The following is a 17,053-nucleotide window of genomic DNA, read 5'->3' as shown; positions in this document are numbered from 1 at the left end:
CTTAAAAGTTTACTGTTAAATTTACTCCTATACTTCTTGGGCTTGGTACAGATCCACGTTCTATACCATCTAACTGGCTAGCTGCACCACCAATACTAGCTTCTGGATCTATATGCGGAACATCAGAGTTAAATATTGCTAAATTACGTCCTTGTATTCCTAATTGTAATGCTTTAATAGGTGTGTTGTCTAACGATTTTGATGGGAACGTGTAAGTAAGACTTAACTCTCTCCACTTAATAAATGTTGCGTCAAAAACATTACCCTCAGCTATAGAAGCACTAGAAAATTGTTGCCAATAGGCTTGTGCGCTTTCTATAGGTGTCGTGTTTGGACTAAATGTGCCGTCTCCGTTATCAACAAATGTATTAGGATCTACAAATAAATTATCTCTATCAACTGCAGTTTCAGCAGCTAAACCAGAGGTTCTAAGAGCACCTATTGTATTAGAAAACATTAAACCACCTTCTCTCCAATCAAATGTTGTAGATAGTGCAAAACCTTTGTATCTAATTGTAGTTGATAATCCCATGGTGAAATCTGGTTGTATAGCACCAAGTTCTCCAGGTTGACCTATTTGGCGTATACCATTTTCATCAACTAAAATTTGGTCTTCTATTTCTTCTCCTTCATCGTCAGTTGCTCTTGCAAATCTAGTACCGAATAATTGGAATGGTTTACCTTCAACCGCTCTTACAGCAATACCATTAAACTCTGTTGCTAAATTTAATGCTTCTCCTGGTAATCCTGCTAAATCTTCTACTATTGTTTCGTTTTTAGAAAAGTTAGCAACAACTTCCCAGTTAAAATCAGTAGTTCTTATTAGAGTTGCATTTACATCAATTTCAAAGCCTTTATTAGAAACTCCACCTACATTAGTTAAGAAACTTGCAAAACCAGATGTTTGTGGTGTTGGCACGAAAACAATATCATCTTCAGTTAAATTCGAATAATAGGTTGCATTTATATTTAACCTGCTCTTAAAGAAACCTAATTCTATACCTACTTCGTAATTTTCTTGGTTAGAAGGTCTTAAATCAGGGTTAGTAATAAAACCATTAGAATTAAAAGCTAGTTGTCCACTAAATGGGAATGTACCACCTGTTCCAAATTGACCAAAAAATGCTGTATCAGGATTAAAATTAAAATCCAATAAATAAGCATTTGTGTCTCCACCTACATTTGCCCAACTACCTCTTAATTTACCAAAACTAAAAATATCGCTTTTAAGGTTTAGCGCATCAGAGAATACCCAACTTAAAGATACTGAAGGATAAAAGAAGCTGTTATTTGATGCTGGTAACGTAGAAGAAAAATCATTTCTACCTGTAGCATTTAATATTAACCAATTTTTGTAATTAAAAGTAACATCACCAAAAACACCAAATATTCTTCGTTGTGTAAAATCTTTAAATACATTATTAACATCAGCGTTACCTGGAGCAAATAATTCAGGCACTGTTAAGTCTAGTGCATTATTGCCAAGTCTTTCAAATACTCTTTCATTCCACTGTACACCTCCTCTTGTGGTAATATTAAATTCTTGAGTAATATCTTTGTTATATGTTGCTATTAAATCAAGAGTTAACTCACGAGTATCAATAAAATCATCTGTAAATGTTCCATTTAACCTACCAACAGTTCCTATAGAGTTTTGCGTAAAACGTTTGTCAACTGCGGTATCATAACCTGCTCTGGCAAGAATTCCTAAATCGTCAGTTGGAGAATACTCCATAGATACATTACCGAAAAAGCGTTGTACAGAAACTTCTGGAGCATTTTCAAATGCTATCCAATATGGGTTATTTTGTTGACCTCCAGGAGCGTTTATTTGATTTCCTTGATCATCTCTAAACGGTAAAAAGTCTTCAAAGTCAGTAGTTCTAGGTAAAAAATTAACAATACTAGTTAATACATTAGGATCATTTGCTCCAACTCTTGCAGTACCATTTAGGTTTGTTCTTATGTAGTTAAAGTTAACTCTTGATTTGAATTTATCACTAAATTCTTTTCCACCATTAAAACCTATATTCGTTCTGTTAAGATTTGAATTAGGTACCAATCCTTTTTGATCCGTGTAAGCTACACTTAATCTGTAATCACTACCGTCTTCTCCAGCACCAGATACTGTAATACTATTGATGCTAATTGCTCCAGTATTATAAAAGTCTTCAACGTTGTTAGGAACAGCAGCAAAAGGTCTAGTAGTGTCGTTGAAGTTATCATAAGTTTGTCCTGCTAAAGAGGATAAACTTGGTCCCCAACCAGCAGTTACTTGCTCATTAGGTAGTTGGTCAAAATCATATTCACCTTCATCACCAGCAGCAAAACTGTTTTGGAAATCAGGTAATCTTAAAGGTGTATCAAATCTAAAGTTCGAATTAAACGAAACACTAGCTTTTGATCCTTTTTTTCCTCGTTTTGTAGTGATGATAATAACACCACCAGATGCTCTAGATCCGTATAGTGCAGCAGCCGAAGCTCCTTTTAATATTGTAACAGTATCAATATCGTCAGGGTTTATATCTTGTGCTCTGTTACCAAAATCAAATCCACCAGTAATTCTAGAACCAGTTGCAACGTTTTGGTTAGAGATTGGTACCCCATCTACAACAAATAAAGGCTGTACAGTTCCAGATAAACTAGAATTACCTCTAATTAATATTCTGGTCGAGCCACCAACATTACCACTTTGGTTAGTAATTAATAAACCAGAAGCTTTTCCTTGAAGAGAGCTAAGTACATTAGTTTCTCTAACTTCGTTTAAGTCTTCAGATTTTACTGTTGATACAGCGTAACCAATCGATCTGGCTTCTCTTCTGATACCTAAAGCAGTTACTACAACTTCATCTAAAGCAGCAGCATCTTCTTTAAGAGTAACTTTGATTGAGTTTGAAGCGCCAACAGTTTTTTCTAAGGTAGTATAACCTACAAAACTAAATACAAGTATGTCTCCTTGTTTTGCACTAATAGTATAATTACCATCAAAATCTGTTGATGTACCATTTGTTGTGCCTTTAATTAAGACCGTAGTTCCTGGTAGGGGTAAGCCACTTTCATCACTTACCGTTCCTGAAACAGTCTTTGCTTGTGCAAAAGAAACATGCACGACAAACGCTAGTAGTAGCGTTAGAATTCCACTAAACTTTGTTTTCATTTTATAATTATTTGAATTAGTCAATGTCAAAAATCACAATAAAAAGTTAATAAAACAATAAATTAGGGTTAAAATTTGCCTTTTAGGTTTAAAAATTGAGGAAATGATAGTTTTTAGCTAAAAATTTGCAACCAAACTAATGTGAATCTTAGAATTTGATAACTTTAATAATTGATTCTCATTTGTGCCATTAGCATAATTGAATTTTAGTAGCCCTGAATTTGTAAGAATTCCAAAACCAAATCCTAAAGCAAAGAGTTTTTCTTTTGAATTAACAGTTTTGTTTTCAAAATATGCTACGTCAGTTATAGAATGTATATAAATCGAATTACTTACACGATATCTGTATTCTGTGTTTAAAACGCCATATAAAGATGCAAATAAGCTGTTTTCTTCAAAACCGCGTATAGAGTTTATGCCTCCAAAACGTAATAATTCATTATCAAAGTAATTATCAGACATAAGACTTGAAGCGTCTATGTTTATGTAGATACTATTTTTTCTATTGAGTTTAAAATTGTTAAATGCTTTTAAAGTGATTAAGGATTGCTCCGTTTTTGATGCATCAGCTGTTCTATTTCCAAAATTAGTTTCTAAATAAAAGTTCGATTTAATAGGAAATAAAACATCATAAAATTGTGGTTTAAAATATTCGTACGACCCACTAAAGAAGCTTGATTTGTAGTCTTGAAGAGTAGTGTTAAATGTTTCTGATAGTAAATTGTTTGACTCTACATTTGAGATACCTACTGCTACTTTATGTAAGGGATTAATTTGATAGTTTAGTTTTAACTTTTGATCAACGGTAGTAAAAGAAGAGTCTTTTCTAAATATTCTTAAATTTAAATCAATGCCTATTGGTGTATTAAATAAAAAAGGTAATCCTAAAGCTGCGTCAAAAGTATCTTGATCAATTTCATCACTCTTATAAACTAAGCTAAATGTTTCACCGAAGTTTAAATTATTATTCAGTCTCAAATTTAAAAACCCATCAAACTCTATGTTGTTAGTTTCGTCATTGGTTCCGAATCCTAAAAAGCCATCAAAGGTGTTACTCTTAGATTTTTCTATATATATGTATAAGGACGTTGAGTCTTTTTGAAATAATACTTCAGGAGATTTTACTTGATTGGCAAATTTTAAGTTACTTAACTGTGCTGTTTTATTTTCTATAGTTTTTATATCAAAAATCTGTTTTGGCTTAAGTTTTAAATAATGTTTCAAGTATGATTTTGGGAATTTATCATAGCCTACAATTTTAATAGCATCAATGGTTCTTTTCTTTACTTTTGAATCAATGATTAATTGAGCTTTCAAATTAGAATCATCTTTCTTTTTGATATTTGATAGTTTTAATTTTGAAAACGGATTTCCATGAGTCGATATTTCAGAATTTAAAATTTCAAGAGTAGACTCAATATCATTCATGGTAATAACAAAATAGTCATCAGTTACGATATCTGATAAGGTGTTTAAGAATTGAAGATTTAAACCAGAATCTTTATGGTATATATATATGGTATGGAATTTTTGCTTTAAATGAATTTTGGTTTTAAATACAGAATCGTTCTTTTTTTTTAATTCGATTAATTTGTTTTCAATATAACCAGTGCGATTTAAACGATTTCTAAGAGAGTCTACTTCATGTTTTATTGAGATATAATTTTTATGTTTATTTAAATAACCCAATGAATCGATTATGCTCGTTTCAATATCAGTTTTTCCAGATATGTTTAAGTATAAATCTTGACTCAACGCCTTAGGAGAAAAAAGTATAGAAATAATAAGGAGAATAAAATGAGATCTCTGCACGTCTATTTTACTGAATTTTAGTGTAAATCTAACGGAAAAAGAACACTTTTAATATGTCTTAAAACTATAATTTTAAATTCTTCTGAAAATTAATGAATTAGGGTTTGAATAATTAATTTTAATTTCTACCTTTGCACGCCTCTAAATAGAGGTTAATAAAATTTTATATAGAAATATATGCCAACAATTTCACAATTAGTAAGAAAAGGAAGAGCCAAAATAACCAAGAAGAGTAAATCGGCTGCTTTAGATTCTTGTCCGCAAAGACGTGGTGTATGTACTCGTGTTTACACAACAACACCTAAAAAACCAAATTCTGCAATGAGAAAGGTAGCAAGGGTGCGTTTAACAAACGGTAACGAGGTTAATGCATACATAGGCGGTGAAGGACATAATTTACAGGAGCACTCGATAGTATTGGTTAGAGGTGGAAGGGTAAAAGATTTACCAGGTGTTAGATATCACGTTGTTCGTGGGGCTTTAGATACAGCAGGTGTTGCTGGAAGAACCCAACGTAGATCTAAGTACGGTGCAAAACGCCCTAAAAAGTAATTAAACTTTAAGAAGAAGACATGAGAAAAAGAGCAGCGAAAAAAAGGCCACTTTTACCAGATCCAAGGTTTAATGACCAATTAGTAACACGTTTTGTAAACAACATGATGTGGGATGGTAAAAAGTCAGTAGCATTTAAAGTATTCTATGATGCGATTGACATTGTAGATACAAAAAAAACTGATGAAGAAAAAACAGCTTTAGAGATTTGGAAAGATGCTTTAGGTAATGTGATGCCTCACGTAGAAGTACGTAGTCGTCGTGTTGGTGGAGCAACGTTTCAAATACCAATGCAAATTCGTCCAGATAGAAAAATATCTACAGCCATGAAATGGTTAATAGGTTATGCTAGAAAGCGTAATGAAAAATCTATGGCACAACGTTTAGCTTCTGAGATTTTAGCAGCAGCTAAAGAAGAAGGCGCAGCGGTTAAGAAAAGAGTTGATACGCATAAAATGGCAGAGGCGAACAAAGCATTCTCTCACTTTAGATTTTAAGACATGGCAAGAGATTTAAAATTCACAAGAAATATAGGTATTGCTGCGCATATTGATGCAGGAAAAACTACTACTACAGAACGTATTCTTTATTATACAGGTGTTTCTCATAAAATTGGTGAAGTACATGATGGTGCTGCAACAATGGACTGGATGGAGCAAGAGCAGGAAAGAGGTATAACAATTACTTCTGCTGCAACAACTTGTACATGGAGGTTTCCAATTGAAAATGGAGAGCCAACACCAGAAACTAAAGGATATCACTTTAATATAATAGATACACCGGGTCACGTAGATTTTACTGTTGAGGTAAATCGTTCGTTACGTGTGCTTGATGGTTTAGTATTCTTATTTAGTGCAGTTGATGGTGTTGAGCCACAATCTGAAACGAACTGGAGACTAGCTGATAACTATAAAGTGCCTAGAATTGGTTTCGTTAATAAAATGGACCGTCAAGGATCTGACTTTTTGGGTGTATGTCAGCAAGTAAAAGATATGTTAAAGTCTAATGCGGTGCCAATCGTATTAAACATTGGTGACGAGGACGATTTTAAAGGTATTATAGATTTAGTTAAGAATAGAGCTATTGTATGGCACGATGAAACACAAGGGGCAACTTTTGATGTTATTGAAATACCAGAAGAGCTTAAAGCAGAGGCTAAAAAATATAGAGCGCTTCTAATTGAAGAAGTAGCAAGTTATGATGAGAACTTATTAGAAAAGTTCATGGAAGATGAAGATTCAATTACAGAAGAGGAAGTGCACGCTGCACTTAGAGCTGCTGTAATGGATATGGCTATCATTCCTATGATCTGTGGTTCTGCTTTTAAAAATAAAGGTGTACAATTCTTATTAGATGCTGTATGTCGTTATTTGCCATCTCCTACTGATAAAGAAGGTATAGTTGGTATGAATCCAGATACAGAACAAGAAGAAATTCGTAAGCCAGATGTAAAAGAGCCATTTGCGGCTTTAGCATTTAAAATCGCTACTGATCCTTTTGTAGGTCGTTTAGCATTTTTTAGAGCGTATTCGGGTCGTTTAGATGCAGGTTCTTATGTGTTGAATAACCGTTCTGGAAAAAAAGAACGTATTTCTCGTATCTACCAAATGCATGCTAACAAGCAAAATGCAATTGATTTTATAGAAGCTGGTGATATTGGAGCTGCTGTTGGATTTAAATCGATTAAAACAGGAGATACACTTACAGCTGAAAAACATCCTATTGTTTTAGAATCTATGGACTTTCCAGATCCAGTAATTGGTATCGCGGTTGAGCCTAAAACTAAAGCAGATGTTGATAAATTAGGAATGGGCTTAGCTAAATTAGCTGAAGAAGATCCAACATTTACAGTGCGTTCAGACGAAGCTTCAGGACAGACTATTATATCTGGAATGGGTGAGTTACACTTAGATGTAATTGTTGATCGTTTAAAAAGAGAATTTAAAGTTGAGGTTAACCAAGGTCAGCCACAAGTAGAGTATAAAGAGGCAATTACAGCATCCGCAGATCACAGAGAAGTTTATAAAAAGCAATCTGGTGGTCGTGGTAAATTCGCCGATATTGTATTTACTATCGAGCCTGCAGATGAAGGGCAAGAAGGTCTTCAGTTTGAGTCTGTAATTAAAGGTGGTAATGTGCCTAAAGAATTTATTCCTTCTATAGAGAAAGGATTTAAAATGGCAATGGTAAATGGACCGTTAGCTGGTTTCGAAGTTGATGCTATGAAAATCACTTTAAAAGATGGTTCTTATCACGATGTAGATTCTGATCAACTATCTTTTGAATTAGCTGCTAAACTCGGGTTTAAAAATGTTGCAAAAGCTGCAAAAGCTGTAATCATGGAACCTATAATGAAACTTGAGGTAATTACACCTGAAGAGAATATGGGTGATATTGTAGGTGATTTAAATAGAAGAAGAGGACAAGTAAGTGATATGGGGGATAGAGCTGGTGCAAAAACTGTTAAAGCTACTGTGCCATTATCTGAAATGTTTGGTTATGTTACAACATTAAGAACATTATCATCAGGTCGTGCAACGTCAACAATGGAATTTTCACACTATGCTGAAACACCTTCAAATATATCTGAAGAAGTTATTAAAGCTGCTAAAGGTGTTGAATCGTAAATCTTAAGAAAATGAGTCAAAAAATCAGAATAAAATTAAAGTCTTACGATCACAGCTTAGTAGATAAGTCTGCTGATAAGATTGTAAAAACAGTAAAAAGTACAGGTGCTGTTGTAACCGGACCAATTCCATTACCAACGCACAAGAAAATTTTCACTGTATTACGTTCTCCACACGTAAACAAGAAATCAAGAGAGCAGTTTCAATTATCTTCTTATAAGAGATTATTAGATATTTACTCTTCGTCATCAAAAACAATTGACGCCTTGATGAAGCTAGAATTACCAAGTGGTGTTGAAGTAGAGATAAAAGTATAATTATACTTTTATTGAACATTCCGACGAAGGTGGGAATCTCTTAAATACAAGAGGATAATAAATTAAAAAGATCCCCGCTTTCGCGAGGATGAACATGTCCTAAGCTGCGAGCGAAGGAAAAACGGATAAATACACTTCAGGGACGAAAGGTATTTTGTCCCTGTTTTTTTAGATAATAATGTTGAATTAATTTTCAACGAAATAGTAATAATTAATAATAAATAAATATGTCTGGGTTAATTGGAAAAAAAATCGGTATGACCAGCATCTTTGATGAAAACGGGAAAAATATTCCTTGTACAGTAATCGAAGCTGGACCATGTATCGTTACCCAAGTCAGAACTGAAGAAGTGGATGGTTATTCTGCACTTCAACTAGGTTTCGATGACGCGACAGAAAAAAGCGCTACTAAAGCTGACTTAGGTCATGCTAAAAAAGCGGGTACTTCTGTAAAACGCAAAGTTGTTGAATTTAAAAGTTTTGATGAGGAGTACAAATTAGGAGATGCAATCACTGTAGAACATTTTGCCGAGGGTGAATTTGTTGACGTAGCTGGTACATCAAAAGGTAAAGGATTTCAAGGTGTTGTAAAGCGTCATGGTTTCGGTGGTGTAGGTCAAGCTACTCACGGTCAACATAACCGTTTAAGAGCACCAGGTTCTATTGGAGCTGCATCTTATCCTGCACGTGTATTCAAAGGTATGAAAATGGCCGGAAGAATGGGTGGAGACACAGTAAAAGTTCAAAATTTAAGAGTTTTAAAAGTAGTTGCTGAAAAGAACTTACTTGTTGTGAAAGGGTGTGTACCTGGACACAAAAACGCTTATGTAACAATTCAGAAGTAATGAAAGTAGCAGTTTTAGATATAAACGGAAAAGATACAGGTAGAAAGGCAGACCTTTCTAAAAATGTATTTGCTATTGAGCCTAACAATCATGCGGTGTATTTGGATGTTAAACAATATTTGGCAAACCAAAGACAGGGTACTCATAAATCGAAAGAAAGAGCAGAGATCGCTGGATCAACACGTAAGATAAAAAAGCAAAAAGGAACTGGTACAGCTCGTGCGGGTAGTATCAAATCTGGTGTGTTTAAAGGTGGTGGTCGCATGTTCGGTCCAAGACCAAGAAACTATAGTTTTAAACTTAATAAAAATTTAAAGCGTTTAGCGCGTAAATCTGCCTTAAGTATTAAAGCAGGAGAAAAATCAATTACAGTTTTAGAAGACTTTAATTTTGATGCTCCAAAAACTAAAAACTTTACTGCAGTATTAAAGGCTTTAGAGCTTGAAAACAAAAAAACATTGTTTGTGTTGGGTGGGTCAAATAATAACGTATATTTGTCATCGCGCAATTTAAAACGCTCTGAAGTTATAACTAGTTCAGAATTAAGTACATACAAGATTTTAAATGCAAATCAAGTTGTGCTTTTAGAAGGAGCTTTAGAAGGAATTGAAACAAACTTAAGTAAATAAGGAACAATGAGTATCTTAATTAAACCTATAATCACAGAAAAAGCGACAGCAGATAGCGAGTTAAAAAACTGCTATTGGTTCGCAGTGAACACAAAGGCGAACAAGGTAGAAATTAAAAAAGCGGTGGAAGCTGCTTATGGTGTTTCTGTTGAAAAAGTTCGTACTATAAATGTCCGTCCAGAACGTAGTACCAAGTTTACAAAAACTGGTATTCAACATGGTAAAACAAATGCTGTTAAAAAAGCAATTGTACAACTGGCGGAAGGTGAGATGATTGATTTATATGCTAATATGTAATTAGAATGTCAGTAAGAAAATTAAAACCAATCACACCAGGACAGCGATTTAGAGTAGTAAATGGTTACGATGCCATAACTACTGATAAGCCGGAGAAAAGTTTATTAGCTCCGAAAAAAAGGTCTGGTGGTAGAAACAGTGAAGGAAAAATGACCATGCGCTACATAGGTGGTGGTCATAAAAAGAAATATCGTATTATCGATTTTAAAAGAGACAAATCTGGGATTCCTGGTGAAGTTGCTTCTATTCAATACGATCCAAACAGAACAGCTTTTATCGCTTTGTTAAATTATCAAGATGGTGAAAAGCGTTATATCATTGCTCAAAATGGATTGCAAGTTGGGCAAAAGGTAGTATCTGGTGATACTGGTATTGCTCCAGAAATTGGTAATGCAATGCCACTAAGTGAAATTCCATTAGGTACAATCATTTCTTGTTTAGAGTTACGTCCAGGTCAAGGTGCTGTTATGGCACGAAGTGCTGGTGCATTTGCTCAGTTAATGGCAAGAGACGGTAAGTTTGCAACTGTAAAGTTACCATCTGGCGAAACGCGTTTAGTGTTAGTTACTTGTATGGCAACTATCGGAGTTGTTTCTAACTCAGATCATCAGTTGATTGTTGGTGGTAAAGCAGGTAGAACAAGATGGTTAGGTAGAAGACCACGAACGAACCCTGTTAGAATGAATCCAGTTGATCACCCAATGGGTGGTGGTGAAGGTCGTGCTTCAGGTGGACATCCACGTTCTAGAAATGGTATACCTGCCAAAGGTTATAGAACCCGTTCTAAAACAAAAGCGAGTAATAAATATATTGTAGAACGTAGAAAGAAATAAGACATGGCAAGATCATTAAAAAAAGGACCTTACGTTCATTATAAATTAGAAAAGAAAGTAGCTGCAAATGTTGAAGCTAACAAGAAAACAGTAATCAAAACTTGGTCTAGAGCTAGTATGATTACACCTGATTTTGTTGGACAAACTATTGCAGTACACAATGGCCGTCAATTTGTACCAGTTTACGTAACTGAAAATATGGTAGGTCATAAATTAGGAGAATTTTCACCAACACGTTCATTTCGTGGACATGCAGGTGCTAAAAATAAAGGTAAAAAGTAAGCTATGGGAAGTCGTAAAAAACAAATGGCAGACGCTATTAAGGAAGCAAAGAAGCATGTTGCTTTTGCAAAACTTAATAACTGTCCTACGTCACCGAGAAAAATGCGTTTAGTAGCCGATTTAGTAAGAGGTGAAAAAGTAGAAAAAGCACTTAATATCTTAAAGTTTAACAATAAGGAGGCTTCTGGTCGTTTAGAAAAGTTGTTATTATCAGCTATTGCTAACTGGCAAGCAAAGAATGAGGATGCCGATGTAGAATCTTCTGAATTATTTGTTAAGGAGATTAAAGTGGATAGCGGATCTATGTTAAAAAGATTACGTCCAGCACCGCAAGGTCGTGCACACAGAATTAGAAAACGCTCAAACCACGTTACATTAGTGGTTGGTGCAAACAATAACACACAAGCTTAAATAGAGTATGGGACAAAAAACAAATCCAATCGGAAATCGCTTAGGAATTATCAGAGGATGGGAATCTAACTGGTACGGAGGAAACGATTATGGTGATAAACTTGCCGAAGACGATAAGATTAGAAAATACGTTCACGCGCGTTTATCTAAAGCTAGTGTAAGTAGAGTAATCATCGAAAGAACTCTTAAACTTGTAACCGTTACTATCACAACGGCACGTCCAGGTATCATTATTGGTAAAGGCGGTCAAGAGGTAGACAAGTTAAAAGAAGAACTTAAAAAGATTACGGGTAAAGAAGTTCAGATTAACATCTTTGAAATAAAGAGACCTGAACTAGATGCATTTTTAGTAGCATCAAGTATTGCTAGACAAATTGAGAATCGTATCTCTTACCGTCGTGCAATCAAAATGGCTATTGCTGCTACAATGCGTATGAATGCCGAAGGAATTAAAATCCAAATTAGTGGTCGTTTAAATGGTGCTGAAATGGCACGTTCAGAACACTACAAAGAAGGACGTATTCCTTTGTCAACTTTTAGAGCCGATATTGATTATGCTTTAGTTGAAGCACACACTACTTATGGTAGATTGGGTGTTAAAGTATGGATCATGAAAGGTGAAGTATATGGTAAAAGAGAGCTTTCTCCTTTGGTTGGATTATCTAAGCAAAAAGGAAAAGGTGGACGAGGCGGAAGAGATAATAGAAATCAATCTCGTCGTAGAAAGTAATTTTTTAAAGTAAAAGAAAAATGTTACAGCCTAAAAGAACAAAATTTCGTAAACAGCAAAAAGGACGCATGAAAGGTAACGCCGGTAGAGGGCATCAACTTTCAAGTGGAACTTTTGGTATAAAATCACTAGACTCGAATTTTTTAACATCGCGTCAAATAGAAGCTGCACGTATTGCTGCCACTCGTTTCATGAAGAGAGAAGGGCAACTTTGGATTAAAATTTTTCCAGATAAGCCTATCACAAAAAAGCCTCTTGAAGTACGTATGGGTAAAGGTAAAGGTGCTGTAGAATATTGGGCAGCTGTTGTTAAACCAGGTCGTGTTTTATTTGAAGTTGGTGGAGTGCCACTAGACGTTGCAAAAGAGGCATTACGTTTAGCAGCTCAAAAATTACCAGTAAAAACTAAGTTTATAATTGCTAGAGATTACCAAGCATAATAATTTAAGATGATGAAACAATCAGAAATTAAAGAATTATCTGTAGCTGAGTTAACAGAAAAACTTGGTGAAACTAAAAAGAGTTATTCAGACCTTAAATTGTCTCATGCAATATCTCCTTTAGAAAACCCAGTTCAGTTACGTTCATTGCGACGAACAGTAGCTAGAATTGCGACTGAATTAACTAAAAGAGATTCACAATAATTCTGCAGAAAGATGGAAACAAGAAATTTAAGAAAAGAACGTATAGGAGTTGTTACAAGTAACAAGATGCAGAAATCTATTGTGGTTTCTGAGGTGAAAAAAGTAAAACACCCTATGTATGGTAAGTTCGTACTTAAAACAAAAAAGTACGTAGCACACGACGAAAAAAACGATTGCAACGAAGGAGATACTGTAAAGATCATGGAAACAAGACCTATGAGTAAATCTAAATGTTGGAGATTAGTAGAAATCCTAGAAAGAGCTAAATAATTATGTTACAACAAGAATCAAGAATTAAAGTAGCAGACAACACTGGAGCAAAAGAAGTTTTAGTAATTCGCGTTTTAGGAGGAACTAAAAGAAGATATGCTTCCGTTGGAGACAAAATAGTTGTTTCGGTAAAAGATGCAACTCCTAATGGAAACATTAAGAAAAAAGCAGTTTCTACAGCAGTTGTTGTTCGTACAATAAAAGAAGTAAGACGTCCAGACGGATCTTATATAAGATTTGATGACAATGCTTGTGTACTTTTAAACCCAACGGGTGAAATGAGAGGAACACGCGTATTTGGACCTGTTGCTAGAGAACTTCGTGATAAACAATTCATGAAGATTGTATCATTAGCACCAGAAGTGCTTTAATACAGAAATATTAAGATGGGAAAGCTTAAAATAAAAACTGGAGATACCGTAAAGGTAATTGCTGGAGACCATAAAGGATCTGAAGGTAAAGTACAACAGGTATTAATAGAAAAGAACAAAGCGATTGTTGAGGGTGTAAATATGGTTAAGAAACATACTAAACCAAGTGCACAAAGTCCTCAAGGTGGAATCGTAGAAAAAGAAGCACCTATTCATATATCTAATTTATCATTGTTAACTTCAAAAGGAGAAACAACAAGAGTTGGATATAAGATAGAAGGTGATAAAAAAGTAAGATTTTCAACAAAATCTAATGAAGTAATATAGTTATGGCATATTCACCTAGACTTAAAGAAGAGTATAAAAGCAAAGTAATTGCAGCTCTTACAGACGAATTTGGATATAAAAATGTAATGCAAGTTCCAAAATTGCAAAAGATAGTAATATCAAAAGGCGTTGGAGCAGCGGTTGCAGACAAAAAGTTAATCGACCATGCATTGGAAGAATTGACTACAATATCTGGACAAAAAGCTGTATCTACATTATCTAAAAAAGATGTTGCATCTTTTAAATTACGTAAAGGTATGCCAATTGGCGCTAAAGTAACTTTACGAGGAGAAAGAATGTATGAGTTTTTAGATCGTTTAGTAACTTCTGCACTTCCACGTGTAAGGGATTTTAACGGTATTAAAGCTACAGGTTTTGATGGAAGAGGTAACTACAATTTAGGTGTTACTGAGCAAATCATATTCCCTGAGATAAACATTGATAAAGTGAATAAAATCTCAGGTATGGATATTACATTTGTAACTTCTGCTGAAACAGATAAAGAAGCAAAATCATTATTAACTGAATTAGGGGTACCTTTTAAAAAGAACTAAGTTATGGCTAAAGAATCAATGAAAGCCCGTGAGGTAAAGAGAGCTAAAACAGTAGCTAAGTATGCTGAAAAACGTAAAGCTTTAAAAGAAGCTGGAGATTACGAAGCACTGCAAAAGTTGCCAAAAAATGCATCTCCTATACGTCAACATAACAGATGTAAGCTTACAGGAAGACCTAAAGGATATATGAGACAGTTTGGGATTTCTCGTGTTACATTTAGAGAAATGGCTAACCAAGGTTTAATACCTGGTGTTAAAAAGGCAAGCTGGTAAAAAACGAATTATAAATTGGTAGAAGGTTTAATCTGAAAGACAGAATTAAAAACCATTACCGCAAATTAATAAATATGTATTCAGATCCAATAGCGGATTACCTTACGAGAGTTAGAAATGCAATTAGAGCTAATCACAGAGTGGTTGAGATTCCTGCATCTAATTTAAAAAAGGACATCACTAAAATATTATTCGAGCAAGGATATATTTTAAGTTACAAGTTCGACGATTCTTCAGTACAGGGCACTATTAAAATAGCACTTAAGTACAACAAGGAGACTAAAGAACCAGTAATAAAAAAAATTCAACGTATTAGTACACCAGGTTTACGTAAGTATTCCGGTGCTAAAGAACTACCTAGAGTACTTAATGGTCTTGGTATTGCTATAGTTTCTACATCTCATGGTGTAATGACAGGTAAGCAAGCTCAAAGAGACAATGTTGGTGGTGAAGTTTTATGTTACGTTTACTAAAAAAGGGAGAAAGAGATGAGTAGAATAGGAAATAACCCAGTTGTAATTCCAGAAGGAGTTACAGTAGAAGTAAAAGATAACGTAATTACAGTAAAAGGTAAATTAGGAGAACTAACTCAAAATTTTGATACTGTAAGTGTAAAAGTAGAAGACGGTAATGTTTTGGTTACACGTTCTGCAGAAACTAAGGAACACAAAGCAAAACATGGTCTATATAGATCTCTTGTTAATAATATGATTGCTGGTGTATCTACAGGTTGGACAAAAGAATTAGAATTGGTAGGTGTAGGTTACAGAGCATCAAACCAAGGGCAGAAACTAGATTTAGCTTTAGGTTTTTCTCATAATATTGTGTTGAGTATTGCTCCTGAAGTTAAAATTGAAACAATTTCTGAAAAAGGTAAAAACCCAATCATTAAATTAACATCACACGACAAGCAATTAGTTGGTCAAGTAGCAGCTAAAATCCGAGGCTTCCGTAAGCCAGAACCTTACAAAGGAAAAGGAGTTAAGTTTGTTGGTGAAGAATTAAGAAGAAAAGCAGGTAAATCAGCTTAATAATTGAGTTATGGCATTGACAAAAAATCAAAGAAGATTAAGAATAAAAAGCAGAATTCGTAAGGTAGTTTCTGGTACAGAAACAAAACCTAGATTAGCTGTTTATAGAAGTAATAAAGAGATCTACGCTCAAATAGTTGATGATGTTTCTGGTAAAACCTTAAGCGCTGCATCTTCTAGAGATAAAGATATAGCGAAAGCTAAAGGAAACAAAAGTGAAGTAGCTGCTTTAGTTGGGAAATCAATTGGAGAAAAAGCTTTGAAAGCTGGTATTAGTACTATTTCTTTTGATAGAGGTGGTTACTTATACCATGGTAGAGTAAAATCATTAGCAGAAGGAGCAAGAGAAGCAGGACTTAAATTCTAAGAAATTATGTATCAAAACTATAAAAGCGCAGAATTAGTAAAACCAGGTGGATTAGATCTTAAAGATCGTTTAGTTGGTGTGCAAAGAGTTACAAAAGTAACAAAAGGTGGTAGAGCATTTGGTTTTTCAGCAATAGTTGTTGTTGGAGATGAAGCGGGTGTTGTAGGACAAGGTCTAGGGAAATCGAAAGATGTAGCTAGTGCAATTGCAAAGGCTGTTGAAGACGCTAAGAAAAATCTTGTTCGTATTCCTATAAGAAAAGGGACATTACCTCACGCACAAAAAGGTAAATATGGTGGTGCACGAGTAAATATTATTCCTGCAGCTCCAGGTACCGGTGTAATTGCTGGTGGTGCTGTTAGAACTGTTCTTGAAGCAGTTGGTGTACACGATGTATTATCAAAATCTCAAGGATCTTCGAACCCTCACAATGTTGTAAAAGCAACTTTTGATGCTTTATTACAATTAAGAGACGCAAATGCTATTGCTAAGGATAGAGGTATTTCACTTGAAAAAGTTTTTAACGCTTAATAACTATCAACGATGGGAAAAATTAAAGTAAAAAAAGTTAAAAGCGCTATCAATCGTACGCAAAGACAAAAAAGAACTTTAGAAGCTCTAGGTCTTAAAAAGATTGGACAAATAAAAGAGCATGAGGCTACACCAAATATTCTTGGTATGGTTGCTAAAGTTTCACATTTAGTTTCTGTAGAAGAAGCTTAAT

At 34.5% G+C, this 17,053-nt stretch carries 25 protein-coding genes; 23 read left to right on the top strand and 2 right to left on the bottom strand.

The window, feature by feature from the left end:
- Position 1: 1 nt before the first annotated feature.
- The gene (locus tag ACKGJY_RS13720) at positions 2–3,157 is read right to left on the bottom strand and encodes a SusC/RagA family TonB-linked outer membrane protein (protein ID WP_413974468.1); all 3,156 of its coding nucleotides are present in this window, start codon (positions 3,155–3,157) and stop codon (positions 2–4) included.
- 117 nt (positions 3,158–3,274) lie between these two features.
- The gene (locus tag ACKGJY_RS13715; RefSeq protein WP_413974467.1) at positions 3,275–4,969 is read right to left on the bottom strand and encodes a POTRA domain-containing protein; all 1,695 of its coding nucleotides are present in this window, start codon (positions 4,967–4,969) and stop codon (positions 3,275–3,277) included.
- Between the two features lie 177 nt (positions 4,970–5,146).
- On the opposite strand from ACKGJY_RS13715, the gene rpsL reads away from it, so the two are divergent.
- The 23 genes from rpsL to rpmD all read left to right on the top strand — a co-directional run bounded on the left by rpsL (position 5,147) and on the right by rpmD (position 17,052).
- The gene (gene rpsL / locus ACKGJY_RS13710) at positions 5,147–5,521 is read left to right on the top strand and encodes a 30S ribosomal protein S12 (protein WP_042245171.1); all 375 of its coding nucleotides are present in this window, start codon (positions 5,147–5,149) and stop codon (positions 5,519–5,521) included.
- A 20-nt stretch (positions 5,522–5,541) separates the two neighbouring features.
- Positions 5,542–6,018 (top strand): 30S ribosomal protein S7, encoded by a 477-nt coding sequence (rpsG, locus tag ACKGJY_RS13705; protein ID WP_413974466.1) that lies wholly within the window; start codon positions 5,542–5,544, stop codon positions 6,016–6,018.
- Between the two features lie 3 nt (positions 6,019–6,021).
- Positions 6,022–8,148 (top strand): elongation factor G, encoded by a 2,127-nt coding sequence (gene fusA / locus ACKGJY_RS13700; protein WP_413974465.1) that lies wholly within the window; start codon positions 6,022–6,024, stop codon positions 8,146–8,148.
- 11 nt (positions 8,149–8,159) lie between these two features.
- Positions 8,160–8,465: a 30S ribosomal protein S10 gene (rpsJ, locus tag ACKGJY_RS13695; protein WP_106461997.1), complete on the top strand. Its 306-nt coding sequence runs from the start codon at positions 8,160–8,162 to the stop codon at positions 8,463–8,465.
- A gap of 227 nt (positions 8,466–8,692) precedes the next feature.
- On the top strand, positions 8,693–9,310 hold the full coding sequence (rplC, locus tag ACKGJY_RS13690) for a 50S ribosomal protein L3 (protein ID WP_413974464.1): 618 nt from the start codon (positions 8,693–8,695) through the stop codon (positions 9,308–9,310).
- Positions 9,310–9,939: a 50S ribosomal protein L4 gene (gene rplD, locus ACKGJY_RS13685; RefSeq protein WP_413974463.1), complete on the top strand. Its 630-nt coding sequence runs from the start codon at positions 9,310–9,312 to the stop codon at positions 9,937–9,939. Before rplC ends, rplD begins: the two co-directional genes overlap by 1 nt.
- Positions 9,940–9,945: 6 nt before the next feature.
- A complete protein-coding gene (gene rplW / locus ACKGJY_RS13680) occupies positions 9,946–10,236 on the top strand; it encodes a 50S ribosomal protein L23 (RefSeq protein ID WP_413974462.1) in 291 nt (96 codons plus the stop codon).
- 5 nt (positions 10,237–10,241) lie between these two features.
- A complete protein-coding gene (gene rplB, locus ACKGJY_RS13675) occupies positions 10,242–11,069 on the top strand; it encodes a 50S ribosomal protein L2 (RefSeq protein ID WP_413974461.1) in 828 nt (275 codons plus the stop codon).
- Positions 11,070–11,072: 3 nt separating this feature from the next.
- On the top strand, positions 11,073–11,351 hold the full coding sequence (gene rpsS / locus ACKGJY_RS13670; protein ID WP_027880209.1) for a 30S ribosomal protein S19: 279 nt from the start codon (positions 11,073–11,075) through the stop codon (positions 11,349–11,351).
- A gap of 3 nt (positions 11,352–11,354) precedes the next feature.
- A complete protein-coding gene (gene rplV / locus ACKGJY_RS13665) occupies positions 11,355–11,762 on the top strand; it encodes a 50S ribosomal protein L22 (protein ID WP_413974460.1) in 408 nt (135 codons plus the stop codon).
- A 7-nt stretch (positions 11,763–11,769) separates the two neighbouring features.
- On the top strand, positions 11,770–12,492 hold the full coding sequence (rpsC, locus tag ACKGJY_RS13660) for a 30S ribosomal protein S3 (protein ID WP_413974459.1): 723 nt from the start codon (positions 11,770–11,772) through the stop codon (positions 12,490–12,492).
- 20 nt (positions 12,493–12,512) lie between these two features.
- Positions 12,513–12,932, top strand: a complete 420-nt coding sequence (gene rplP, locus ACKGJY_RS13655; RefSeq protein WP_413974458.1) for a 50S ribosomal protein L16 — start codon at positions 12,513–12,515, stop codon at positions 12,930–12,932.
- Positions 12,933–12,944: 12 nt separating this feature from the next.
- The gene (rpmC, locus tag ACKGJY_RS13650; RefSeq protein ID WP_413974552.1) at positions 12,945–13,136 is read left to right on the top strand and encodes a 50S ribosomal protein L29; all 192 of its coding nucleotides are present in this window, start codon (positions 12,945–12,947) and stop codon (positions 13,134–13,136) included.
- A 12-nt stretch (positions 13,137–13,148) separates the two neighbouring features.
- Positions 13,149–13,406 carry a 30S ribosomal protein S17 gene (rpsQ, locus tag ACKGJY_RS13645; RefSeq protein WP_413974457.1) on the top strand — a complete coding sequence of 86 codons (258 nt, stop codon included), beginning with the start codon at positions 13,149–13,151 and terminating at the stop codon, positions 13,404–13,406.
- 2 nt (positions 13,407–13,408) lie between these two features.
- Positions 13,409–13,777, top strand: a complete 369-nt coding sequence (gene rplN / locus ACKGJY_RS13640) for a 50S ribosomal protein L14 (protein WP_413974456.1) — start codon at positions 13,409–13,411, stop codon at positions 13,775–13,777.
- Between the two features lie 15 nt (positions 13,778–13,792).
- A complete protein-coding gene (gene rplX, locus ACKGJY_RS13635) occupies positions 13,793–14,104 on the top strand; it encodes a 50S ribosomal protein L24 (RefSeq protein WP_413974455.1) in 312 nt (103 codons plus the stop codon).
- A 2-nt stretch (positions 14,105–14,106) separates the two neighbouring features.
- The gene (gene rplE, locus ACKGJY_RS13630; protein WP_413974454.1) at positions 14,107–14,658 is read left to right on the top strand and encodes a 50S ribosomal protein L5; all 552 of its coding nucleotides are present in this window, start codon (positions 14,107–14,109) and stop codon (positions 14,656–14,658) included.
- A 3-nt stretch (positions 14,659–14,661) separates the two neighbouring features.
- A complete protein-coding gene (gene rpsN, locus ACKGJY_RS13625) occupies positions 14,662–14,931 on the top strand; it encodes a 30S ribosomal protein S14 (protein WP_130937895.1) in 270 nt (89 codons plus the stop codon).
- Between the two features lie 74 nt (positions 14,932–15,005).
- The gene (gene rpsH, locus ACKGJY_RS13620) at positions 15,006–15,404 is read left to right on the top strand and encodes a 30S ribosomal protein S8 (RefSeq protein ID WP_413974453.1); all 399 of its coding nucleotides are present in this window, start codon (positions 15,006–15,008) and stop codon (positions 15,402–15,404) included.
- A 15-nt stretch (positions 15,405–15,419) separates the two neighbouring features.
- Positions 15,420–15,962 carry a 50S ribosomal protein L6 gene (rplF, locus tag ACKGJY_RS13615; RefSeq protein ID WP_413974452.1) on the top strand — a complete coding sequence of 181 codons (543 nt, stop codon included), beginning with the start codon at positions 15,420–15,422 and terminating at the stop codon, positions 15,960–15,962.
- A gap of 10 nt (positions 15,963–15,972) precedes the next feature.
- Positions 15,973–16,329, top strand: a complete 357-nt coding sequence (gene rplR / locus ACKGJY_RS13610; protein ID WP_413974451.1) for a 50S ribosomal protein L18 — start codon at positions 15,973–15,975, stop codon at positions 16,327–16,329.
- A gap of 6 nt (positions 16,330–16,335) precedes the next feature.
- A complete protein-coding gene (gene rpsE, locus ACKGJY_RS13605) occupies positions 16,336–16,860 on the top strand; it encodes a 30S ribosomal protein S5 (protein WP_413974450.1) in 525 nt (174 codons plus the stop codon).
- 12 nt (positions 16,861–16,872) lie between these two features.
- Positions 16,873–17,052: a 50S ribosomal protein L30 gene (gene rpmD / locus ACKGJY_RS13600; protein ID WP_413974449.1), complete on the top strand. Its 180-nt coding sequence runs from the start codon at positions 16,873–16,875 to the stop codon at positions 17,050–17,052.
- Position 17,053 lies beyond the last annotated feature (1 nt).

Source organism: Hyunsoonleella sp. 2307UL5-6 (genome assembly GCF_047345485.1).
Taxonomy (GTDB): Bacteria; Bacteroidota; Bacteroidia; order Flavobacteriales; family Flavobacteriaceae; genus Jejuia.
This window is presented reverse-complemented; position numbering and strand designations above follow the sequence as displayed.